This is a genomic window from Streptococcus infantis, from assembly GCF_047463655.1.
In the GTDB taxonomy this organism is placed as follows: Bacteria; Bacillota; Bacilli; order Lactobacillales; family Streptococcaceae; genus Streptococcus; species Streptococcus infantis_Z.
In genome coordinates this window covers 57,040-80,103 of sequence record NZ_JASHDM010000004.1, presented here as the reverse complement: position 1 = coordinate 80,103, position 23,064 = coordinate 57,040, and the positions used below count along the sequence as shown (strand labels likewise).

The following is a 23,064-nucleotide window of genomic DNA, read 5'->3' as shown; positions in this document are numbered from 1 at the left end:
AGGAGAATCACATGATTCCCCTACAACTCTATCTCCATTTCAACCTCTTGAGGACTGGTTTCTAAATCACTAGACAAAAGAGAAACGGCATCTGTTCTCATGTAGTAAGTATATAAGTCTTCTAGGTCTTGTTGATTTTCAATCCCTGTTTCAATACTAATCAGAGCCTGTATAAATTCCTTGTAGTGACTCTCCATCATATCTGAAATCTTTTGTTTCATTTCCATAAATACTGATGACGGTTCAGTTATACTTGTTTGGTCTATGTCTTGTAAATCCTTTTCTAAGGGATTTGTTCCTTCTTCTACTTCCACTAAATCTGAACGTCCATCACCATCAGAATCTGCGCTAAGAGGATTTGTTCCTAGCGCCAATTCTTGAGCATCAGTTAGTCCATCTTGATCCGAATCACGGTGATAAATGGCTTCCATATACTTCCTTCTTTCCTAGTTAATCTTTTTTCACTCCAATCCTACCAAATATTCCTTGAAAGAAGTATCACAACGAAAAAAGAGAACGAGCCAAAACCTCGTTCTCCTTAAAATGATAAAAATATATTTTATGCCACAAAAGATATGTAAACTAATCTTTTAAATAATAAAAAAGTTCTGACGTTTGTAAATGTTTTGAGTAAATTGAAATTACTTTTTTACCTTTTGGAAATACTGTCTTTCTCTTCAAATCTAATAAAGATTGAGGAACAATTTTCCTAGATGTCTCTTTCAATGTTAATGCTAGTATCTGTTTTCTTGTACGTAGAGCATAATCAAACTCCAAATACAAATAACGTCCTGAACCAGTTAGATGAACATACTTTCCCAATAACTCCTCAATGGATCCTAAAACTTGTAACTTTTGCATCGTGGTTCCATCTTTTTTTATTTTCAACTCATCAATTATGACATGTTTATTTAAACAATCGTCAAAGAAACTGCCTGCACCTTTTCGGTAATCAACACCACATAGGTGCATGAAATTAGTAGGTGAAAAATGAAGTTCAACACTTTCAATTTCTGTTTCATAATACATGATTTTGCCAACAAAGTGTTCTTTAAAAAAAGAAGCCGCAATTTGTAACTGGGTAAAAAAACGCTGAAGTTTTATTTTTTCGGTGTAATTAGGATTACGATAATCTTCAAAATTTGCCATATTTTCCTCACAAAAAAGGTGGTTTACAGAGTCTGTAAGCCACCTAGTCAGTCGGTTTATTCTGGTGTCTGCCACCGCTTGGCCCTTACGTCCAAGATTACTATCGGATTTCGTTCTGGTGTCCGCCACCGCTTGGCCCTTATGTCCAAGATTACTATCAGATTGACCATGAGCCGACTACTCATCTACACTATTTATTCTACCTGAAAATTGTTAAAATTTCAAGTGTAAACTCTTCTATTTCGTAGTATAGGCAAAACTAATGGCACTATCTGCTTGCGAAATTTTTCTAAAGGTATAGTTAGGGTTGCCACCATAGTTAGTTTCAGACACAAGGAAAGAACCATCATCATAGACCTTCTCTACAAAAGCCACATGACCATAGTCTGCTGGTGTGCCATGTGTACCTCCCACAAAAGAAACAATAGCACCTGCTCTTGGTGTAGAGCCTGTTTCACCTCCAAGACTTGACGCTGTCGCAACCCAGTCCTGACCATTTCCCATGGTATTAATGATTGAAATCTTCTTTCCATTACTTCCTTTTAATTTTAAGCCTAATTGGTTCATACGAGCCGCAACCCCCCATGTACATTGTCCATAGGCATAGGCCATACCATCTCCACCACCAGGAACAGAATGATCATACAAGTCCCCACGAACCCCTTCAAGGGATTGCGGGTCACTTTTTGCCTGTCCTCCATTTGTTTGGCTGAAGCCTTTTTCAATTTGGTAATACCATTCCGTTGCTCTGGTTTGTCTTTCCAGTAGTTTGTCACCAGAATTTCCCTCCCAATAGGTGAGGAAGAGTTGGGCGAGATTGGCTGCACTGCCCGTATTTCCAAAGAAATCCTTTAACCAACTTTGATAGTAAGGACTATCCCCGTGAAGCATAAAATCAAGTTGGAGGTCTAAATCATACCACTTCTTATTTTTGGCGTGTGCATAATTCAATAAAGCTGTATGACGTGTTGAACCATCTGCGGTATCTGTCCATTGACCTAACCCCAAACCTCTATGAAGGATATTAGGATAAGCACCACTATAAATGGCTGGCCCTCCTATCGCTAACCAGCTTTCATCATCCCATGAGGAATCGGTGGCGCCAACTGGAGGAGATAAATAATCCCCTTCAGCTCGTTTAGGATTGATAGAAGACTCTACAGACCAATTTCCTAAAATAGCCGCAATGGCTTGGGGACTTGCCCCTTGAGATTTCAAAAAATCATAAATATGTTTTGCTCGTTCAAACTCATCTCCACCAAACTGACCAATGGCAGGTAAGATAGTGGTCTGAAGTTGAATGACTTTGGGAAAATAAAATTGCGGATTGACATACACCAATTTTTCTTTCTTGTTTTTATACTTTTGATAGGAAACTTTCAAACCTGTATCGTCTGGTGTCTCACCAATAATATCACCAGTTAAGACTCTCGTCCCCTCTATCGCACGGCCATTATGAATGGAATACAAGGTTAAACGACTTTCATTCTCTCCTTTTCCATTAGTGAGAATAACATTATCACCATCAAGAGATACAACACCATCCATTGGTGCGACAATTGTTTGGTGAGCCTTCGCTTCTAGTAGAATGTACTCCTGAAGAGTAGGTTTTCCGTCTAAATCATAGTATCCATAACGATAAGCCATGGTTAGACTATCTTCGTTGCTTTTCCCCTCAAATGGATTGTCCAATTCCTGCATGGAAGCATACACACCCTCTTCTTTTAGTTCCTTTATTCCCTCTTGATCGTCTTTCGATAGTTTATACTTAGGAGTTTCATAGAGGTCTTGCATGGATTTCAAATCATCCCCATCGTTTAAATCATGCCACAAAGTAGATAGATAATCCTTGTAAGTTTCTGAACTAAACAAGTGAACTGGTTTGTGTAACTCATAGTCATGGAATTTAAAGTTCATATACCCCATCACATCATCAATTTTTGTGTAATAGGTAATTCCTTTGTCATTTGTGCGAGTATGTTCTGCATCTTCCCAAGTTAGGTGGGTATAAGCTTTTGTTAATTCAAATTCATCTTGTTGAATCAAACTAGCAGATGAAAATCCCAAAAAGAAGCTCATCATAAGTAAGAGAAGAAAGACTAATCCTCCAACTATCCATGTTGCAGGATTTCCAGCCGCAAATGTAAAGAAGGAAAAGGCTGCTTTTAGTTTTTGATAGATATTTCGGACACTTGTAAGACCTTGTTTCTTTAATTTTCGAAACCGATTTTTAAAGGAACTTGGATTCTCTTTCGCTAGTTTCCATCCTTTTCCATCCTTAAAATGATGGTATCGCTCTTTTGTGTTGGTCAGTCTTTTTTTGGTAAAACGACCTGTTACTTGTCCAGTTTTGACACTAGCTTTCCCAAGATTATAAGAAAGCCGACTGTAGCGTTTCCCTTTTCTAATGGTCTCTTGAAGTGTGCGATAGCCTTCTAAATCTTCATTTTCTGAAGCTAACTCTCCACCTTCACGTCCAAGGACATAAAGAAAAGTTTTGGCTTTCCTACTGACTTTTTTGGACTTATAGGCTTGTTTAGTAGATTTTAGATTCTCTTTTGCGGCCTTGACTTCTTTCTTAGCTTTTAATTCTTCTAAACTCTTCCCTTGAAAGAAAAAATTAGATTTTTGTTTCGATTCCTGACCATAAAGAAATTTTTGATTGTTTTTTCTTTCTTTACGACTCTCTTTTCTTTCTTCTTTTCTTTCTTCTTTTGCTTCTACCTTGGCTTCACTATATTGCTTCTTGGCTATTTTCAATCGTTTCCTAGCATGAGGCAATCGTCTGTCTCTTAGTTCTTTGCGATTTAAAAGAGATGGAGGACTATTTTGAAGAATATGATTGTAGTCTTCATTTGCTTGTTTTACTCTAGCCTTTGAAGCTTCTCTCATCTCCTCTAACTTTTCCTTTATCTCTTTTTTCCATCTTTTTTCATCCAGTACAGCGGAATCTTTTTTCTGTTTCTTCACCTCCTTCTTTCCTTTTTTCAAGAATTTCTTCTCATCTATTAGACTTCTTCTAAATGCCTTTCGGGCACGTATGATTTCTCTTTTATCCTTCATTTACCTTCCCCTTAATTAGAAGCCATTTTATCAGGATCTGTACTCATGATATCAAACAATTGAGTACCTTTAGGAATCTTATTTTTAAAGGGAACTACAACGGAACCAGCTTTTATCAGTCCTGCACCTTTTTCTGGATTGACTAGGTATTTTTCAAGTTCTTTTGACAATCCTAAGAGTTGAACCAATTCTTCTCGGTCATTTTTTGCTTGCTTGAGGAGAATCATAAATTCACTATTTGCAATAATCCGTCTACCATTTGGATCTAACAATAAGGTTTCGACATTTTGGGTTATCCCAGTCGGACTGGCTCCATATTTTCTGACACGACTCCACAATTTAAAGAAGAAATCACTGGCATATTTATCTAATAAGAGAAGCTGCATTTCATCAAAATAAATCCAGGTCTTCTTCCCTAATTTTTGATTCCGTACGACACGATTCCATATCTGATCAAAAACCACCATAAGGGCGATTTGTTTCAGCTCATCTCCTAACTTCTTAACGTTATAAATCAAGAAATTAGATCCTGTCTGAATATTGGTCTTATGAGAAAAAATATCAAGAGAACCTTCGACATATAGTTCCATATCAAGCGCCAAATTCTGCGCTTCTTCTTCTGGTTGTTGACTCAAGACAAAGACCCATTCTTCCAAAGAAGGCTCTTTAAATGACTGATAGGTGAGTCTGGTGACTCGGTCGATAATCGATTTTTCTCTCCCATCCATTTTTCTATCCAATAACTTGCCAATAAAGGATAAAAGAAATTCTGATTTTACCTTAACAGGATCCTCATCCATATTTTCCTCAGACAAGTCAAGTACATTGAGATAGGTTTGGGAATCTGGCGCAATATCAATCATTTCTCCACCAAAAGCCCGTCCAATCACACTGTACTCTGCTTCTGGATCAACAATGATAATTTCAGTATTTTCACCAGATTCCTTGATTTTGGTCGTAATAATCTCATGCTTGGTAGCCATGCCTTTACCAGCTCCAGATGTCCCTAAAATCAGACCAGACGGTGTATTTAATAAGCTGCGGTCAATGGTAATAATATTGCTTGAGATTTGATTGATCCCGTAATATTTTCCACTACGGTCTTGTAAATCTACTGAAGTCCAAGGAGAGTTCACTGCTATATTGGACGTTAATAAACTCCGTGATACGCCCTCTAAAAAATCACAACCAAATGGCAGCAAACTATTAAAGGCTGCTTCTTGCATATATGGAAGTTTATCAATCATTAGGTCATTTGAGCCGGCCACTTGTTGAATAGTGTCTAGGGCTTGTTTAAGTTCTTCTTCATCCTTACCAAAGACCCCAATCAAGAAGACCGTTTGAAATAGTTTATCTCCTGTCTCGGTCATTGTTTTTAAGAGTTCCTCAGCTTCATCGATATTGCTTTCTAATACATGGCCTACTTTTTCCAAATAGATACCTGTACGAGCAAGTTTTTGTTGTTCCCCAATCTTTTGGGATTCCATCAAGGTTTTCTTCGTTCGTAGTTTCTTCATGGCATCCGCCTTGGTCGAACTTTGAGCATGGAGGCTCACAATCAATTCCAAATCTCCTTGCATGAGGTCTCTGATAAACTGATCTCCTAATTCCATACCGTAGTCTCTGACATAGACAATCTGCAATAAGCGGTCATTGATTTGTAGGTAATTCTTGTTTTTAAAATCCAAGAGGTTAGGAGCTATAAAGTGACGAGTTGTCTGACCCGATCTCGTTAAATCACGGTAAGAAAAAGGAAGATGGTGTTCTCCTCTTAGCATATCTGCCAACAAGTTCACCCGTTCTTCTCCAGCCAAGGATTCAAAGCGAGCATCAATTTCTGAGAAACCACTCTTGAAATATTCTCCTATTTGGGACAGGGAACGATAAGCTTGTTTGGGATTAGAATCCTTTCTACCAAAGCTAATCAGTTTCACAGATGAGAAATTATTTTCTCCACTGTCTAAATTCTGATTCATCATCCGATTCAATTCTTTACGATAGCTATCATACCCATCTTCTTTTTCCTCATACAAAACACTTTGTCTAAACTTTTCTAAATTCAATCTTTTATTAAAGATAGTCAATTGGAAGTTGGTTTGATCATCTAAAGAGTTAATCAAATCAGAATACTTCTCAATGATTGCGCCCTTATCTTCTAAACCAACAGTTTGGTAATTGACATCACCAAGTAAATAGCTTTGTGAGAAATAATCTTCTTTTACCTGCATTAGACCATTTTGATACAGAGCTTGATAAGAAAGAGTATTCGCTGTAGAGGGTAACACTTCCTCTTTTTTCCCTTTAACTACTTCTTTCTGATTAGTCATTGAAGTTTTTTGTTTCTTTAATGTATTTGATTTTCTTTTCATGTTCAGGTCCTTTCTTTCCTGTAATTGTGCGTAGGGGAACCGTTAATTCAAAATGAAGACGGTATTTCAAATAATGTTCAAAATATAAATCATTGGGTTTATAGACTCCAAAAAGCATGAGGGGGATGGTAAAGGCAAACACAAAACCGTAAACAAACCAATCTCCAAATTGCCAGAAAAAGAGATTCAAGCCCAAAACAATAATTGTGACAATAAAGGCTGGTAAAACAAATATGATTTGCCTTGTGGTAAAACCTAACCAAGCCCTGTGTTGGTATTTTGAGATGTCTTTAAAGACACGTGTATTCATGACTTTCCTTTCTAAAAAGGCTAAGAAGCATTCACTTCCTAGCCTTTATCTAATTACATACCTAAGATTGAGCGAGCCGTACGTTGAGAACCAACGAGGGCAATAATCAGTAAGATAGCTTGTATCAAACTACCAAACATAATCGCAAGTGATTGCAAGACTCCTGCACCATTTGAAACAGCTATTTTCCCAGCAGATTCAAATAAAGGAACAAGAGAAACAATCAGAAAAATAAGAACCCCTTGTACTGCATAGACCATAATATTTTTTAAATAGCCTATACCAATAGACTTCCATTCATCACTTAAAAATGTTGGAATCGTAAGAGGGGCAAATGGGATCATAAGGTATAGTTGAATAAATCGAATAGATACCAAAAGATTAACCATGGCTGCACTTACTATCCGAACTAGCCAAATGAGGAGGGCGAAAAAGCCCACAATCATCCGGCCAATAAATCCTGACCCTTTTAATCCAGAAATGGTATCATACTTTGCCCCACCGTGAGCCACAATCGAGGCCACTTGTTCAATGGCATGACTCGCAATCCCAATGATGGCTTCTACAATGACGGTAGTGTTGGTAATTACAACTGCAACCATAATATAACTAATCAACATCGGCGCTAATGCTTCAAAGGTCATCGCTCCTCCTGAGTTAGCAATTTTCTTTGCCATCTTCGAAAATTCTAAGATAAGAACCACTGATAAAATCGCAACTCCAAGAGGTTGCATGACACTTTTAGTAATACTAGACATATAAGTCCAAACGGTTGGATTGTAGCTAGATAGAGATTTAATCAGATCTACCGTAGATTGTAAATCTACATTAAATCCTTCAAATAAATTTTCAGCTGATATTTTTTCAGATGCAAGGTAAACAAAGGGTGAGACTAAACTAAGATTCATGTCATTGTTTATCCTCCTAAATTGAAATTTGAGTTACAAAGGCTCCAGCAGCCCCTACCATAACACCACCGACAATTTCCAGAATGGCATTCCGAACACCTGGTCCACCATCTTTAATGTTGGTTGCAAGATTGACAATCCCCACAACAACGAGAAAGGCACCAACCGCAATCAATCCCTTCTGTAACAAAGACATAGCTTGTGCAAACATGGCACTTGCGTCTACTCCATAAACAAAACCTTTAAAATGCGTAATCATCTATTTCCTCTTTTCTATTTTTATTTTAAACTAGATTCAAAAGTTAAATCACGAATTCTAAGGCCTTCAAGATGGTTTTCTTGTCTTTGATTTAAAGGATTGATCTGATAGTTCCACCACCGTTCATCGGTTTCTTGATTGGCTAGGTACTTCCAGTTTGGATGCTTAGTGGAATTGTATTTTTTGCTTTTAAAGACTGGCATATTAGCAATTCGAACCAAGCATTCATGCCGTTTCATATTTCCGACTTCATCAGGTGTCATTAAATCACGAGCAATCTTTTGATGAGAAAGGGATCCTGAACCTGTCTGGCCAAAGGAACGACTAGTATTTCGAACATCAATGGTTTGTTTACCGAGTAAGCCACTCATAAATTTAAAGGTATCTTCATCATTCCCACCTAAGTAGACTAAGCTATCACAGTTCCCCAAAATGGTTTTCCAAGCTTCTTTTTCTTTATAGAGCCCTTGAAGTTGGGCAATATTTTGTAGAATAGGAACGAGACTCATATTACGAGAACGAACTGTTGAGGTTTGTTCAGCAAAATCTGGAATTTCTCCGATATTTGCGAACTCATCTAAGTAGACTCTCACATGAAGAGGCAATTGACCCTTAAAATCAATATCTGCTTGTCTTGTTAGGGTTTGAAATACGGTTGAAAAAAAGAGGGCTGAAAGAAAGCGAAAGGTACTATCGTTATCTGGGATAACTAAGTAAACCATTGATTTTTTCTGGCCCCATGTCTTCATATCAAGGGTATCTCTTTTGGTCAAATCCATGACACTTTGAATATTGAAGAGGGCAAATTTAGCAGTGGTTACAGCTATAACAGAATCCAGAGTCTTATCCTTATAATTTTGAAAATCTGCCCAATTTCGCATGGTAAAATTTTCAGTTCCATACTTTTTAGCATAATTTTCAAATAGAATTTCTAAGACACTTTTTTCTTGGTTTTCACCCTTGGATAAGTGTTTAATGAGTTTTGAGATTTCAGCAAAACTTGGATAACGCCCTCGTTTTTTTCGCTCTTCCACTTCTTTTTTTTGACGTTTCAACAAGTTTTGATATTCCTTTTGACTTAAACGACTTTCTTCTATGAGCTGTTCTCTTGTTTTAGGTGGGTTATAGAAATCGACCAAGTAGGAGGCTAAAGCTCGTACCAAAGTCATAGAAGCTTCATCCCAAAATGGATCACTACGAGATCCAGAGCCTTTGGTGTTATTGAAATAAACCGTCAGCATGCGATTCAAATCATTTTCTGTCTCTATATAGCGAAAAGGATTGAAGCCATCTGAGTTCTTCATATTGACTAAATCTAACACCTTTACTTGGTAGCCATTTTCTAAAAAGAGTTTGCCTGTTTTTTCGGCCAAGTGGTCTTTAGGATCTACTACAATATTAGAACTATTCATCTGAATCAGATTAGGTTTCACAAAGCGAAATGTCTTCCCACTTCCTGAACCTCCGATCACCGCAATATTCTTATTTCTATCATATTGGGGTGGTTTTTTATCTAATAATGTCAAACGAACATCCTGTGCTAATATCGTATCATGAGAAAATTCTTTACCGTAAAAGAGCTTCTTTTCTTTTAGAGTTCCAAAACGGGCGCTCCCGTATTCTACCCCTTCTCGGTATTGTTTTTTACCGGTCTCTAAATAGAGATAAGCCAGCAACATCATCACAAATCCTAGTAGAAAAAAAGCACTTGATTTTCCAGTAAAGGAAACATTCCATGGCGACTGAAGAACTTCATCTTGACCTTCCATCAGAAGATGAGTCCATTTATCTAAGCTATTTCCAGTATAGGAATCATACAAAAGCGTCAAACGATGGAAAAGATAGCCTAGTAAGATACCTAACAGTGAGAATAATAGGAATTTCTTTCCACTGTACATCATCTCACCATCTCTTTCTGTTTGACGGCTCCTTCTTGTGCAAAGGTAATTTGGGATTTAGCCTCATCAATTGCATCGTCTATTGACTTATCCATGGTAAAATCAGCTAATTTCTCCGGATCATTAACCATTTTTTCTAACAGATGGTCTAAATGATTGTCTAGAATCGAACGGTCTTTCGTGTAGAAATGCAGAGAATCCCCTTGCCAAGCGATGGCTAAAGGAATCTCTTCTTTTTCTAAAAAATCTTTAAATTTCTCTATATCAATTGGTTTGTCTAAAAAATCTTTTTTCAGATTAATCGTATCAATCGAATAAGGAGATTGTAGCAATTCTTCTAATTTCTGTACCCCTATCTTATAGGCGGAATCTTGTGCTAAAGCCTGACGTCTAGACCATTCTAGAATCTTTAAGAGACTTTTGACGGTAAATAAAAGACTACGCTCAGCATATTGAACTGCCATTCGTTCCTGTTGTTCAGAGGACATCTGATGCCTCCTTCTTCACAAATAGCAGCTTTCCTTCTTTATAACGATAAGCTATCAATTTCTGACGTTGCTTAATTGACTTGACAACCTGCAGTAAATCTCTCGAATAAGGTTCTCGAAGAGTAACTTCTACTGCTTTCCCATCAATGATACCAACACGTTTAAACTCAATGTAGTCTTTTTTGAGATGTCCTAAGCCCATACCAAAGGGAAAGTGATGAATCAATTGGATGGTACAACCACCTTTATTTCCCATTTGTTTCAAATCATACAAGTTTACTACCTTCATGATTAACTCCTTTATCTAGTTTGTCGCATCGTTTAAGTCTGGTAACGATAAACTCCGTGTCTGTTAGAAAATTCTCACACACGTCTTGTGCCAGTTGCCCTTCACAGGGAAATACTCTCAGTCCCTACTTACACAGGCACGCTAATCAAGACGGAGTGGATTCAATTTTCAAAGAACAGGTAGCTTTATTATAGATAAGAGTAGTTGAAATTTTTATCACATTTCTTATTTTTCTATCGAGCTAAATTCATATTCATCAAATAGTTTGAAATAAAAGACTAACATTGTTACATAACGTTAGCATTTCATTTCCCTAAACAAGCAGCAAACTATAAACTAGTAGGTTCCAAACCAGATGTAGCCCCATACTGCCCCATAAGTCCGATTTATAGCGCACCATCCCTAAAAACATTCCCAATGAAACATATAAACACCAAGCTAGAATGGTTCCTGGATGATGAGCTAAGGCGAACAAAACACTTGTCAAAGCAACTCGAATATCTAATTTTCTAACCAAGTTCCATAAAATTTCTCGATACAGAAATTCTTCAACCATACTCGCATTGATTAAAAACAATAAAAATGAAAACCAAGGAACTTGATGTTGAAGGCCAATTAAGTCTGCTTGATTCGTGCTTCCTTGAGCATGAATCAGACTAAAACATAGACTTATAATCAGTAGGCTAGCTAATCCAATACCAAGCCATTTCATCCTAGATTTCATATTGACCTTATGAGCTTGTTTACGTTGACCATACATCCATAAAAATGAAATGAGTGACGCACCATAGAGAATCTGTAGTATAGTTAACTCACCGATACAAAAAAATTTCAGTAAGTATAGAGATACCAATAGGACATTTACTTGTTGGAATATATAAACTGGAATTATTCTTTTCATAGTTACCTCCGAAATAAATCTTCATAATCTAAATCTAATACCTGCACAATCCTTTCTACCCATGGACTTTGAGGCATTCGTTGTTCCATCTTGTAGTGGCGTATCTTTTGATACAAACGATTCAATTCACTTGGATAGTGAAACTCTCCCGCAAACATTTTTCTGGTTAACTCAATCCAGCTGATATTTCTTTCAGCCAAAATAATGGACAAGTTCTCCCAAAATCGTTCAGCCATATTGCTTCTCCTTTAGTTAGATAAATAATGTGTTTGTGCCATGTAAATCAATTGTTTCGTATCTCTTGGCAATAGAGCTCTAGCCTCTTCCAAATTCAGATTTGGATAAACCCGTTTATTTGAAACCGCAAGAGGAAGTCTGATGGTTAGTTCAGGATTTTTTAAAATCATCTCAACGAAATCCGTTAATCTTAGATTGTCACGGTTCTTAAATCGTAATAAATTGGGAGATAAAAATTCGAAACAATCTGAAGAATAGCTCATCATCTCAATTAATTTATCTTTTGTCATTTCAGAAACTGAATGACAAGATACCTCTATGCCATAGTTTTGGAAGAAGTCTAAAAGAAGTTGATTTCTTTGGCTATTTTTACTTAGATAGAGATCAATCATGGGAGACCTCCAACAAATTTGATTCCATTTGATATTCTGAGACGATTAAGGAATCTAATAAATTTGCGAAGTTAATCGGTTTCTTGTCTTCATCATAAGCTTTTACAGTTACTTGGGTTGTAAGTATTCCCTCTTTTCCCTCTGCTCGATAGCCTTGTCCATATAAAATAAAAACGAGATTCTGATTATCATCTACAAAAGCATCAGCTCCGTTCTTTATATCCTGACTTTCAAGGAATTCCATAATATTTTGAAGATAGGATTCGTAAAATAGGGGGTAGTTGTGTTTTTTATGGTAATCATCTAAAAATGTTACCTCAAACTCACATGGATAATTGGGCATCAAAAATATTTGTTCATCCAGCTGTTTGATTTCTGCGTCATGTAATTCTGTTTCTAATTCATCACAATCTAGTATTGATTCTTTATTTAATGCTTTCATCTTTTTCCTCTACTTCTTTTAATTTCTTTGCGATTGTCGCAATCACAGGAACGGTTACACTATTACCAGCTTGTTTATAGAGCTGACTATTACTAGAGACTTTTCTAGCAGCTTCAAAAGCCCAATCAGGAAAACCCTGCAAGCGAAAACACTCTTTAGGAGTGATTCGTCGAATTCTCAGACGGTAAAATTGTCCATCTATTAAGACACCTGCTACATGATAAACTTGGTTATCTTCTCCTTCATAGCTAGCCACTACTACTCCCATTTGACCACTAGTTGTTAACGTATTCGCTATACCTTTGCCAACTCTACCACGACGATACTGAGAACTTGGTCTTTCCAAATTGATGGAATCTCCTATTTCTGCTTGAGCATATCCTTTTTTCGTTGCTTCCCGGACTTTTAGAAATTGGATTGGTTCTGGAATCAGTATTTTAGGGATTTTATCTCCTCCTTGCATCGTAGTCAGTGTTGGAGATAAGCCCTCACTTCCATATACGCGACCAGTTTCCTTAAAGCTAGTTGGTAAATCTCCAACAACGACAATGCCGTGACGATCCTGAGTATTTAAAGTAAACATTGGCTCTTGATTATCTTTGAAACGTCTACCATTTTGTCTCTTGTCTAATCTATCTGGTGTCATACAAGGAATCGCAACCTTAAATCCTTCTCCTTTTCCACGAACTAAGGTTGGCGCAAGACCTTCTGAATAATAGACTTTACCACTCATTCCACTTTTTGATGGATTCAAATTCCCTAGTGTTTTTAAAGTCTCAGAGTTAGTTGCTTGACCTTCTCGTCTGAAAGGAAATAGGAGTCGGGTACCTTTCTTTCTAGAATGTCCGATAATAAACACCCTCTCTCTGTTTTGGGGAACGCCAAAATCCTTACTGTTAAGCACCTGCCACTCAACATCAAACCCCAACTCATCAAGTGTGGTAAGAATTGTGGTGAACGTCCGTCCCTTATCGTGATTGAGTAGGCCTTTAACATTTTCAAGAAAAAGAAAACGTGGTTGGATTTGTTTGGCCGCCCGAGCAATTTCAAAGAACAAAGTTCCTCTAGTATCTTCAAATCCCAATCGTCTTCCTGCGATTGAAAATGCTTGACAAGGAAATCCCCCACAGATGACATCGACTTTTCCTCTAAGTTTTTTAAATTCGTCATCTGAAACATCTCGTATGTCATGAAATTCTATTTCTCCTTCCGTTTGAAAAATGGACTTATAAGATTCTCTAGCAAATTTATCAATCTCACAAAATCCAATACACTCGTGTCCGACACTTTCCATTCCAAGTCGAAAGCCACCGATACCTGAAAATAAATCAATAAATCTCATTTCTTTATCACCCCTTTCTTATCGACTATCAATGAACAAAGTGTCACTTCACTTGAAATGACAATGAGGATAACTAATATCCACTCGATTGGCGACATTTTAACCACCTCCTTTTCTAACACGGTTGTTCCAAACGGAATACAAGCCATTAAACACAAATTCAGCCAAAACTTCCGCTCGTCTAACAAAGCGAACATTGTCAAGAGCATACTGATAGATTCTCTCAAAATCAGTCATAGCAATTTCACTGGCTGTTTCAGAAAAACCCTCTCGTCTAAATTGATCCTGTACCAATCCCCAAATATAATCTCGATCATATTTTGTGACCTTTTCTACTTTTCTTCTCAAAATAGGTTGAGAATTCCTTTCTTCCTCATCCTCAATAAATAAAGAATCAGTCTCACTATATTTAGTCTCACTAACTTCAGTCTCACTAGGGGCTGAATATGAGACGGGGGCCGTTTCATTTTCAACCTGCCCTAGTCTTTTTTTAACACTAGGCCTGTTTGAATTACCTACTGGGGTAGAAGACAATTCCCCTAAATAAATCTTATTAGCTAGTCTTCCTTTCTCACTTGAAGACTGTTGGACTTCATCAATTAAGTCATATTCTTTAAGAATTTTTTTGATTGTCAGTAATTTCGACTTCGAACAACCTAATAGCCTCATCAGTTTAGAATTAGAAAATACTAAATAAACCGCTCCTTCTTCATCTATCCAACCACGACTGAGAGATAATTCTAAACGATCCTTTAAAATAGAATAAGCTACCTTTACTTCTAGTTTCATATCCATATATTTCTCATCCTCAAAAAGAATTTTAGGTAATTTGTAATACCGTTCTGAAGTTTGGTATTGATTTGCGGTTATTCGTTTCATAGCGCTCCTCCAAGTTCTTTGAGTATTAAATCTCCACTTGATTCCAATCGAACCAATCCACTTTTTTCTAATTCAGCCATAAGAGAGATGGCTTCAACAATGTCAATTCCCATTTCACGTACTAAAAATGAAATGACAATATAGCGTGATGATTGTAATTCTTTTGTCATTTTCCCTCCTGAAAATAAAAAAAGGAGAACAATATTCTACTGTTCTCCAAAATAATTTTATTAAAAAGAAAAACCCTGCCAAATTAATTTTTGGTAGGGTTTTTGGTAGGAAACTAAATTAATTTATCAGTTTCTAAAATGTGTTCACGATTCTAAAAGGCTGATACTATAGTATTCCGAATTCTAATTGGTATATGCCTCTTATTTAAGAGTAACTGAAGCTCCAGCTTCTTCCAATTTAGCTTTGATTTCTTCAGCTTCTGCAGCTGCAACGCCTTCTTTGATGACACCTGGTGCACCATCAACAAGTTCTTTAGCTTCTTTAAGACCAAGACCTGTGATTTCACGTACAACTTTGATAACGCCGACTTTCTTGTCACCAGCAGCTGTCAATTCAACGTCAAATGAATCTTTAGCAGCTTCTTCAGCACCACCAGCAGCAGCTACAGCTACAGGAGCAGCTGCAGTTACACCAAATTCTTCTTCGATAGCTTTTACAAGGTCGTTCAATTCAAGGATTGAAGCTTCTTTAATTTCAGCAATAATGTTTTCAATGTTCAATGCCATTGTTATTTCCTCCAAATAAGTTTATATTTTATGTTTATATTTTTGTAGCTAGGCTACGCTGCGTAGCTTAAGATTAAGCTGCGTCTTCTTTGTTGTCTGCAACCGCTTTGACTGCAAGAGCAACGTTGCGCACTGGCGCTTGAAGTACAGAAAGGAGCATAGAAAGAAGTCCTTCGCGGTTTGGAAGAGTTGCAAGAGCAACGATTTCTTCTTTTGATGCGACAGCGCCTTCGATTGCACCACCTTTGATTTCAAGTGCGTCAGCGTTTTTAGCAAAGTCGTTCAAGATTTTTGCTGGAGCGATAACATCTTCGTTAGAAAATGCTACAGCAGATGGTCCAACAAATACAGATGCAAGTTCTGCAAGGCCAGCTTTTTCAGCTGCACGACGTAAGATTGAGTTTTTAATAACTTTATACTCAACTTCGCTTCCACGAAGCTCACGACGAAGAACTGTATCTTGTTCAACTGTCAAACCACGAGCGTCTACAACGACGATTGATGCAGCAGCTTTCATTTTTTCAGCTACTACGTCAACTAGTTCCGCTTTTTTAGCAATAATTGCTTCACTCATTAGTGTGTTCACCTCCGTAATTATTTTGCTTGGGGAATTTTTCCAAAAGAAAAACGCGCCCAAACCTAGACACGAAAGTACAATACGCTTCTTTTTACATGATACGTTTTGTCCTCGGTAGGATATTTATGAGTCGAGCTCCCCTACTGTCTTAGGCAGTTTTTTCAAACCGTATATAAGTATACCATACTACTTTGTTTAGTGCAAGAGTTTTTTGCTTATTTTTAAAAAATTTTATTTATTTTTTAACCTTATTTCAAGATAATCTCATCAAAAATCAATTTTAGTTCTTGACTTGTTTGATTTTTTATTGTACTATACAACTGTATATACAGTTAAAAGGAGTTATTATGAATACACAAAAGAAAACACAATTCATGACCTTAACCGCATTGCTAACAGCTATCGCTATTTTGATTCCTTTGGTGATGCCCTTTAAAATTGTCATTCCTCCCGCTTCCTACACTTTAGGAAGTCACGTTGCTATTTTTATCGCCATGTTTCTCTCGCCATGGATGGCTATCTTTGTTATTATAGCTTCTAGTTTAGGATTTCTCATGGCTGGGTATCCGATTGTCATTGTACTTCGCGCCTTTTCCCACATATTCTTTGGAAGTCTGGGTGCTTTCTATCTTCAAAAACATCCTCAAACCTTGGACAATAAGAAATCTTCATTGATTTTTAACTTTGTACTTGGTTTGGTTCATGCTATTGCTGAAGTTTTGGCTTGTATGATCTTTTATGCTAGTACTGGAACTGACTTAAAAAATATGTTCTATGTCTTGTTTGTATTAGTTGGATTTGGTACTATTATCCATAGTATGGTAGACTATTACTTAGCCTTGGCTGTTTATAAAGCATTGAGAAAACGCCGTTAAGCGTTAAGAGAGAAGAATATGACAAAAAATCGAAAAGAAGCACTTTTACAACTGTTAAAGGAGTCTCAAAAACCTCTAAATGGTCAAACTTTAGCAGACCGTTTTCATGTAACCCGTCAGATTATCGTTCAGGACATTGCTGTTCTACGTGCTGATGGTGCTCCGATCTTATCAACCAATCGTGGCTATATTTATAAAGAGAATAAAACCAATCCTTATGTTCACAAACTGTTTAAAGTTAAGCACGAGATGGAAGAAATTGGTCAAGAACTTCTAGCTATCGTCGATAATGGGGGACGTGTTCAGAATACCTTGATTGATCATCCTGTCTACGGTGAAATTGAAACCTTGCTCAAACTCTCTTGTCGCCGTGACGTTCAGCATTTTTTAGAGCAAGTCGAAAGATCTGACTTTAGACCACTTTCTGAATTAACAGATGGCGTCCATTATCACCTAGTCGAAGCTGAAAACGAACAAGACCTTCTCTATATCGAGAAGGCCTTGGACCAGCTAGGTTATTTAGTAAAGGATTAGAATATTTTCTTTTCCCATCCATCTTCTGTACGGTGACGATAGAAAAATTCTGACTTATCAGGAGCTTCCATCATCTCCATCAAGGGTAACATATCATAGGCCAGATCCAAGTTTGGAATCTGGTCTTTTTGCACCCAGGAGACTTCTCCTTCATCCGAAGAACGAAGCCTTCCAGAAAACTCAGTCGCCTTATAACAAAAGACAATATAGCGTTCACCCGAATCTAAAGGCCAATTTTTAATGCCGACAAGTTGAGGATTTTGAATCGTCAGACCTGTTTCCTCGTAAATTTCACGAATAACAGATTCAGCGAATGCTTCTCCATTTTCAACATGACCTCCTGGAAAGGCATAGCCAGACCAGCGGTTGGTTTCAGGCGATCGATACTGCATAACCACGCGCTGATTTTCAAGGTCTTCTATTAGACAAATATTAGTTAGAATGGTTAATTGTGCTCGAGACATACATAGACTCACTTTCTAATGTTTAATTTTTTTCTACATACTTAACTTTAGACTTCATAATCAAAGGATTAACTAAGTCATGATATTCATGAATTTCATGGAGTAAGAATCCTCTGATGATTCTTATTTCATTTTTTTCCCTAATCACATAGTAGTCTAAATTGATAGGCATAGATGAATCTGGAACCGTGGAGAAAAATAAAAATATCATAAACCAGATTATGAGAGCAACGAATCCACTGAGAGCTTGAAAAATCAGATGATGCCATTGAAAGATTCTAGATTTATAAAAGATAGTCCACGGATGGATAAATAGGGTTAAACAAAGACCAAAGAACCAGAAATTCCACAAGACCGGTGTAAAGGCTAAACCAAAAAGCCCTAAGATAAAATGAAGCAGTACAAATACCAGGCACAAAAGATAAATAAACCTAAATACAGTTAGATGTTTCATCATGATTGACTCCTTTTCTTTTCAATATATTTCATTACTAGAGTTATAATAGATGCCAAACTGAAAAAGATCAGATAAGTTGCAATAGGAAACCAGATGTAGCGGTGATCTAGGGATAAGAGGGGAGGTAAAATTCCTTTACTATTTTTCCCGCCAATACCAATAAAGAGATGAACTATTAAACCAATACTATTAAGATAGATAAATAAATCTGCATATCTTTTTATTGTCATCCTTGTCTTAGACAAGTCTAGGAACCAATAGTCAAATAATCGATACACCAGACAAAAAAGATTTATATATATTGGAAAACTATAGTTGATATCTCGGTATGGAGACGGAATAGGAAGAAGTTTAAAAACAAGGGTAACACCTAGTCCTATTCCTAAGATGAGAGCAAGGATCAGGAAAAAACCTATAATTTTATGAGAATCTAGCCAAAGCTGAAAACTTTCTTTTCTTGGGTGATTCTTTTTTGTATTTGACTTTCTTTTGTTACTTTGATTTGATTGTATTTTTCCCATTTTCTTCTTTTCTCTTTTTCTTTTCAATATACTTGGAAATTATAATTGTCACAATAGGCACTAGAAAGAAAATGAAATAAGTAACGAGGGGAAACCAGATATAGCGATAGTCTAATGCCCATATCGGAAGTAGTCTTCTTCCTCTTTTAGAGGTCATCCCAATCGTTAACTGTAATACACAAGCAATTCCGTTAGAATATAAAAACACTTCTGCAAAATTTCGCAAGGAAATCCAGTCTTTCCTAAAGTTACGAAGGAAAGTATGATAAGATGCATTCACCAAAAGAACGATATTTAAATAAAGTGGAAAACTATAATGCGGTTCCCGATAGGGACTTGGAATAAAGGTTGTCCCGTACAATAGACATAATATTCCTAGAGCAGAAAAGAACAGAACGCTTGCATCAAGGATCCAGGCAATTGTTGAATGTTGCACAAACCACAGATTCATGCGGTCTAGTAAACCAATCTTTCGATTTGATTTCTGGTGTTTTTTTAATATTTTCTGTCTCTTACTTTTTTGTTTCATGATAGTTTTTTAACTTCTTCTGCTACTTTTTGGAGATGCTCTTCACGCATACTTGCTGTATTCACATCCCGTCCAACTTCACCTAGTACGCACACGCGCTTGGTTTTAATCCCACAGTGATTCAAGACCGCATTTTTCAAAACAGAGATGCCATAGCTATCTGGAATGTTGATAGGACCCGAAAAGATCTTGTACCACCAAGTGGGCGCCATGGAGGTTGCGTAAATACTGGCTGTTTTCCCTTTTAATAACTTTTTAAACTGCTTGCCTCTTAGGTAATTCCAGATAAAACTCCCCTGGCCATTGGCAGAATAGGCAATCCCAGGTGTGAAGACCCAATCAATCCAGCCTTTCATGAGGCTAGGCATACTACTCCACCAGATAGGATAAACAAATATGAAATGATCTGCCCATTGGATTAATTCCTGAGAACGAAGGATAAAAGAATCTTCTTCCATACGTTTTCGATAACCATAACGTAAAACAGGATCAAAGTCTTCTTCATTGAGTTTGATCACTTCAACTTCATGATGATTTGTGTCAATATTTTCTACAATGGTTTGAAAAATAGCCTGACAATAACTTTCCTTATCTGGGTGTCCATTGATGACTAGAATTTTCATTCATCTTCTCCTTCATCTCTTTGTTTCATTCTATCTATTTCACTTTTTATACTTGATTAGTTGATAATGGTTCAAAGATTGATAGATATGTCCTTTAGGAATTTTTATTTGAAGAAAACATCATCCGCAATTCCTTAACAGGTTTTCCAAGGTCAAGTATTTTTTCTTGACCATCAAAAGTAAAACCCATTTTTTGATAGAAAGCAATGGCTCTCTTATTATCTTTCAATACCCATAAATAAATTTCAGAGAAATGATCAAGAGCAACAAATGCAGCATGCATTAACTGTTCACTCACACCTTTTCCATAGTAATCTTTTAAAACATATAAGGCAATGATTTCACCAGCTTGAATGGTCTCATCACGAAAATTTCCATAGCTGATAAATCCAACGACCTGCTTTCCATCCATCGCAATCAAGGTATTTTCTGGATATTTTTGACTAAAGAATCGACATCTTTCTAATGTCATCGTCTCCTGAAATTCCGCGGGTAAAAGATTGTCATAAGCCTCTCTCCACGTTTGCCAATGAACGAGGGATTTGCCTTCTATCTCTTCAGGAGTTTCCATTGTTTTAATGATAATCTTCATTCGCTTTATCCTATCTAACCCAACGCCTTGACTTCCAACATCATATCACGTATTTGCGCTGCCAACTCAAAGTCAAGCACTTCGACGGCTTCTTGCATTTGTTTTTCCAGTTTCTTGACTAGTTCTTTGCGTTCTTGTTTATTGAGGCTATTGATATCGACTTCCTTGTCCTCTTCTTTAGCCACAACTTTTGTTACAGAGATAAGGTCACGGATTTCCTTCTTAATAGTTTGTGGGACAATGCCGTGTTCTTCATTATAGGCCATCTGAATCTTACGACGACGGGCTGTTTCATCAATGGCACGTTGCATAGACTGAGTCATAGTGTCTGCATACATGATGACATGCCCTTCACTATTACGGGCTGCACGACCGATGGTTTGGATCAGACCACGTTCGTTTCGGAGGAAACCTTCCTTATCGGCATCGAGAATGGCAACCAGACTGACTTCCGGTACGTCAATTCCTTCACGAAGGAGGTTAATTCCAACCAAGACATCAAAGACTCCTAATCGTAAATCTCTGATAATCTCTGTCCGCTCTAAGGTCTTAATATCCGAGTGCATATACTTGACCTTGATACCCATTTCCTTGAAGTAATCAGTCAAGTCTTCTGCCATTTTCTTGGTCAAGGTAGTAATAAAGGTGCGTTCATTCTTTTCAACACGAGCATTGATTTCACCAAGCAAATCATCAATCTGTCCCATAGTTGGACGAACTTCCACCTCAGGATCCAAAAGACCTGTTGGACGGATGATTTGCTCAATCACGGTGTCCGTTTGTTCCATCTCGTAATCACCTGGCGTCGCTGAAACATAGACAATCTGGTGGACATGACTTTCAAACTCTTCACGACGAAGGGGACGGTTATCCAAGGCAGACGGCAAACGGAAACCGTAGTTAACCAACATTTCCTTACGTGAACGGTCTCCATTATACATTCCTTTGATCTGCCCCATAGTCATATGGCTCTCGTCAATCATAATCAGGAAATCATCTGGGAAGAAATCAAGAAGTGTATAAGGAGGCTCTCCTTCGCTTCGTCCATCCATGTGACGGGAGTAGTTTTCGACACCGTTGGTATAACCCATCTCACGTAGCATCTCGATATCGTACTCTGTCCGTTGTTTCAATCGTTGCGCTTCGAGGAGTTTGCCTTCTTTTTCAAAGATAGCTAACTGCTCCTCCAATTCAGCCTGAATCTTAGCAATTGCTACCTCCATGTGGTCATCATTGGTCACAAAGTGAGTCGCTGGGAAAATCGCCAAATGATCCACTTCGCCCAGAACTTGTCCCGTAAGAGCTTCGACTTCACGAATACGATCAATTTCATCTCCAAAAAACTCTACACGAAAGGCATGCTCATCACGAGATGCTGGGAAAATCTCCACCACATCTCCACGAACACGAAATCTTCCACGCTGGAAATCAATGTCATTACGCTCAAATTGAATATCGACCAATTCATTAAGGAGTTTATCACGAGAAATTTCAAGTCCTGGGCGCAGACTTACTACACTATCAGCATATTCCTTAGGAGACCCCAAACCATAAATACAAGATACAGATGCTACAACGATGACATCGTTACGCTCCAAGAGCGCTGATGTAGCGGAGTGACGAAGTTTATCAATCTCATCGTTGACTGAACTATCTTTTTCGATATAAGTATCACTAGAGGGAACATAAGCTTCAGGTTGATAGTAATCATAGTAGGATACGAAGTACTCGACCGCATTCTCTGGGAAAAATTCTTTGAACTCTCCATAGAGCTGGCCTGCTAGGGTCTTATTGTGGGCGATGACTAGAGTTGGTTTATTAACTTTGGAAATAACCTGACTCATGGTATAGGTTTTCCCTGTACCAGTCGCCCCCATCAGGATTTGAGCCTTTTCTCCACCCTCGATATTATCTACCAACTGTTCGATAGCTTGCGGTTGATCCCCAGATGGTTGGTATTTGGATACAAGTTTAAATTTGTTGTCTGTAATTCTATTGATCATCTCTTTGTCCTCACATATATAGACCTTATTTTACCATAAATCACCAGAATTCTCTGAGTTGGGGAATAAAAGGGAAATACAAGATGTAACAAAATAATCCCGTAAATCAGTACATGTTTAAATAACAATATAATTAATTGGACTCATATTAGAAGTGAAAACTAAACAAGACTCCCGATATTACTTCGAAAGTCTTGTCTTTTATTTGAAACAATGCAATACGTAA

The 23,064-nt window shown here is 37.4% G+C and carries 29 protein-coding genes and 1 other annotated feature; of the genes, 3 read left to right on the top strand and 26 right to left on the bottom strand.

What is annotated here, in order from left to right:
* Positions 1–20 precede the first annotated feature (20 nt).
* Positions 21–431: a thrombospondin type 3 repeat-containing protein gene (locus QM877_RS05000; RefSeq protein ID WP_000387491.1), complete on the bottom strand. Its 411-nt coding sequence runs from the start codon at positions 429–431 to the stop codon at positions 21–23.
* Positions 432–582: 151 nt separating this feature from the next.
* Entirely contained in the window at positions 583–1,149 is a 567-nt protein-coding gene (locus tag QM877_RS04995) for a PBECR4 domain-containing protein (RefSeq protein ID WP_001263044.1), read from the bottom strand.
* A gap of 18 nt (positions 1,150–1,167) precedes the next feature.
* On the opposite strand from QM877_RS04995, the gene QM877_RS04990 reads away from it, so the two are divergent.
* Entirely contained in the window at positions 1,168–1,356 is a 189-nt protein-coding gene (locus QM877_RS04990; protein WP_196218623.1) for a hypothetical protein, read from the top strand.
* Positions 1,357–1,386: 30 nt separating this feature from the next.
* Here the strand turns inward: QM877_RS04990 and QM877_RS04985 are convergent, their stop codons facing one another.
* From QM877_RS04985 to rplJ, 17 genes are all read right to left on the bottom strand, one after another.
* The gene (locus tag QM877_RS04985) at positions 1,387–4,212 is read right to left on the bottom strand and encodes a phage tail tip lysozyme (protein ID WP_000653447.1); all 2,826 of its coding nucleotides are present in this window, start codon (positions 4,210–4,212) and stop codon (positions 1,387–1,389) included.
* A gap of 11 nt (positions 4,213–4,223) precedes the next feature.
* Positions 4,224–6,581: a VirB4-like conjugal transfer ATPase, CD1110 family gene (locus QM877_RS04980; RefSeq protein WP_000824178.1), complete on the bottom strand. Its 2,358-nt coding sequence runs from the start codon at positions 6,579–6,581 to the stop codon at positions 4,224–4,226.
* The gene (locus QM877_RS04975; protein ID WP_001097589.1) at positions 6,532–6,891 is read right to left on the bottom strand and encodes a PrgI family protein; all 360 of its coding nucleotides are present in this window, start codon (positions 6,889–6,891) and stop codon (positions 6,532–6,534) included. The genes QM877_RS04980 and QM877_RS04975 overlap by 50 nt, the downstream gene beginning before the upstream one ends.
* A 53-nt stretch (positions 6,892–6,944) precedes the next feature.
* Positions 6,945–7,799 carry a conjugal transfer protein TrbL gene (locus QM877_RS04970; protein ID WP_001054256.1) on the bottom strand — a complete coding sequence of 285 codons (855 nt, stop codon included), beginning with the start codon at positions 7,797–7,799 and terminating at the stop codon, positions 6,945–6,947.
* Between the two features lie 16 nt (positions 7,800–7,815).
* Positions 7,816–8,058 (bottom strand): hypothetical protein, encoded by a 243-nt coding sequence (locus tag QM877_RS04965; RefSeq protein WP_000627865.1) that lies wholly within the window; start codon positions 8,056–8,058, stop codon positions 7,816–7,818.
* 20 nt (positions 8,059–8,078) lie between these two features.
* Positions 8,079–9,956 carry a VirD4-like conjugal transfer protein, CD1115 family gene (locus QM877_RS04960; RefSeq protein ID WP_002883241.1) on the bottom strand — a complete coding sequence of 626 codons (1,878 nt, stop codon included), beginning with the start codon at positions 9,954–9,956 and terminating at the stop codon, positions 8,079–8,081.
* Positions 9,956–10,444: a hypothetical protein gene (locus tag QM877_RS04955; protein WP_000093681.1), complete on the bottom strand. Its 489-nt coding sequence runs from the start codon at positions 10,442–10,444 to the stop codon at positions 9,956–9,958. Before QM877_RS04955 ends, QM877_RS04960 begins: the two co-directional genes overlap by 1 nt.
* Positions 10,434–10,733, bottom strand: coding sequence for a hypothetical protein (locus QM877_RS04950; protein ID WP_000869759.1), 300 nt, complete (start codon positions 10,731–10,733; stop codon positions 10,434–10,436). The genes QM877_RS04955 and QM877_RS04950 overlap by 11 nt, the downstream gene beginning before the upstream one ends.
* Positions 10,734–11,046: 313 nt before the next feature.
* On the bottom strand, positions 11,047–11,634 hold the full coding sequence (locus QM877_RS04945; RefSeq protein WP_242758353.1) for a CPBP family intramembrane glutamic endopeptidase: 588 nt from the start codon (positions 11,632–11,634) through the stop codon (positions 11,047–11,049).
* Positions 11,635–11,636: 2 nt separating this feature from the next.
* Entirely contained in the window at positions 11,637–11,870 is a 234-nt protein-coding gene (locus QM877_RS04940) for a hypothetical protein (protein WP_000840776.1), read from the bottom strand.
* Between the two features lie 12 nt (positions 11,871–11,882).
* Positions 11,883–12,263, bottom strand: a complete 381-nt coding sequence (locus QM877_RS04935; RefSeq protein WP_001845485.1) for an arsenate reductase family protein — start codon at positions 12,261–12,263, stop codon at positions 11,883–11,885.
* Positions 12,256–12,705, bottom strand: a complete 450-nt coding sequence (locus tag QM877_RS04930; protein ID WP_242758355.1) for a hypothetical protein — start codon at positions 12,703–12,705, stop codon at positions 12,256–12,258. Before QM877_RS04930 ends, QM877_RS04935 begins: the two co-directional genes overlap by 8 nt.
* Positions 12,689–14,047, bottom strand: a complete 1,359-nt coding sequence (dcm, locus tag QM877_RS04925) for a DNA (cytosine-5-)-methyltransferase (RefSeq protein WP_414317763.1) — start codon at positions 14,045–14,047, stop codon at positions 12,689–12,691. The genes QM877_RS04930 and dcm overlap by 17 nt, the downstream gene beginning before the upstream one ends.
* Before the next feature lie 99 nt (positions 14,048–14,146).
* Positions 14,147–14,926 (bottom strand): replication initiator protein A, encoded by a 780-nt coding sequence (locus QM877_RS04920; protein ID WP_414317762.1) that lies wholly within the window; start codon positions 14,924–14,926, stop codon positions 14,147–14,149.
* Positions 14,923–15,096: a hypothetical protein gene (locus QM877_RS04915; protein WP_000159607.1), complete on the bottom strand. Its 174-nt coding sequence runs from the start codon at positions 15,094–15,096 to the stop codon at positions 14,923–14,925. The genes QM877_RS04920 and QM877_RS04915 overlap by 4 nt, the downstream gene beginning before the upstream one ends.
* 201 nt (positions 15,097–15,297) lie before the next feature.
* On the bottom strand, positions 15,298–15,663 hold the full coding sequence (gene rplL, locus QM877_RS04910; protein WP_001196968.1) for a 50S ribosomal protein L7/L12: 366 nt from the start codon (positions 15,661–15,663) through the stop codon (positions 15,298–15,300).
* Positions 15,664–15,736: 73 nt separating this feature from the next.
* Positions 15,737–16,237, bottom strand: coding sequence for a 50S ribosomal protein L10 (gene rplJ / locus QM877_RS04905; protein WP_001287269.1), 501 nt, complete (start codon positions 16,235–16,237; stop codon positions 15,737–15,739).
* A 38-nt stretch (positions 16,238–16,275) separates the two neighbouring features.
* Positions 16,276–16,411: a sequence feature (ribosomal protein L10 leader region), on the bottom strand.
* A 176-nt stretch (positions 16,412–16,587) separates the two neighbouring features.
* On the opposite strand from rplJ, the gene QM877_RS04900 reads away from it, so the two are divergent.
* Both QM877_RS04900 and QM877_RS04895 read left to right on the top strand, forming a co-directional pair.
* The gene (locus QM877_RS04900) at positions 16,588–17,115 is read left to right on the top strand and encodes an ECF transporter S component (protein ID WP_001095969.1); all 528 of its coding nucleotides are present in this window, start codon (positions 16,588–16,590) and stop codon (positions 17,113–17,115) included.
* Between the two features lie 18 nt (positions 17,116–17,133).
* Positions 17,134–17,649 carry a transcription repressor NadR gene (locus QM877_RS04895; protein ID WP_281334992.1) on the top strand — a complete coding sequence of 172 codons (516 nt, stop codon included), beginning with the start codon at positions 17,134–17,136 and terminating at the stop codon, positions 17,647–17,649.
* Here the strand turns inward: QM877_RS04895 and QM877_RS04890 are convergent.
* The 7 genes from QM877_RS04890 to uvrB all read right to left on the bottom strand — a co-directional run bounded on the left by QM877_RS04890 (position 17,646) and on the right by uvrB (position 22,838).
* Entirely contained in the window at positions 17,646–18,113 is a 468-nt protein-coding gene (locus tag QM877_RS04890) for an 8-oxo-dGTP diphosphatase (protein ID WP_281334993.1), read from the bottom strand. The genes QM877_RS04895 and QM877_RS04890 overlap by 4 nt on opposite strands.
* Positions 18,114–18,135: 22 nt before the next feature.
* Positions 18,136–18,570, bottom strand: a complete 435-nt coding sequence (locus QM877_RS04885) for a hypothetical protein (protein ID WP_045763321.1) — start codon at positions 18,568–18,570, stop codon at positions 18,136–18,138.
* A complete protein-coding gene (locus QM877_RS04880) occupies positions 18,567–19,091 on the bottom strand; it encodes a hypothetical protein (RefSeq protein WP_241768492.1) in 525 nt (174 codons plus the stop codon). Before QM877_RS04880 ends, QM877_RS04885 begins: the two co-directional genes overlap by 4 nt.
* A complete protein-coding gene (locus tag QM877_RS04875; protein WP_414310542.1) occupies positions 19,063–19,620 on the bottom strand; it encodes a hypothetical protein in 558 nt (185 codons plus the stop codon). The genes QM877_RS04880 and QM877_RS04875 overlap by 29 nt, the downstream gene beginning before the upstream one ends.
* The gene (locus tag QM877_RS04870; protein WP_371559142.1) at positions 19,617–20,243 is read right to left on the bottom strand and encodes an NAD(P)H-dependent oxidoreductase; all 627 of its coding nucleotides are present in this window, start codon (positions 20,241–20,243) and stop codon (positions 19,617–19,619) included. The genes QM877_RS04875 and QM877_RS04870 overlap by 4 nt, the downstream gene beginning before the upstream one ends.
* Before the next feature lie 94 nt (positions 20,244–20,337).
* Positions 20,338–20,835: an N-acetyltransferase family protein gene (locus QM877_RS04865; RefSeq protein WP_414310541.1), complete on the bottom strand. Its 498-nt coding sequence runs from the start codon at positions 20,833–20,835 to the stop codon at positions 20,338–20,340.
* A 14-nt stretch (positions 20,836–20,849) separates the two neighbouring features.
* Positions 20,850–22,838, bottom strand: coding sequence for an excinuclease ABC subunit UvrB (gene uvrB, locus QM877_RS04860; RefSeq protein WP_414310540.1), 1,989 nt, complete (start codon positions 22,836–22,838; stop codon positions 20,850–20,852).
* Positions 22,839–23,064 lie beyond the last annotated feature (226 nt).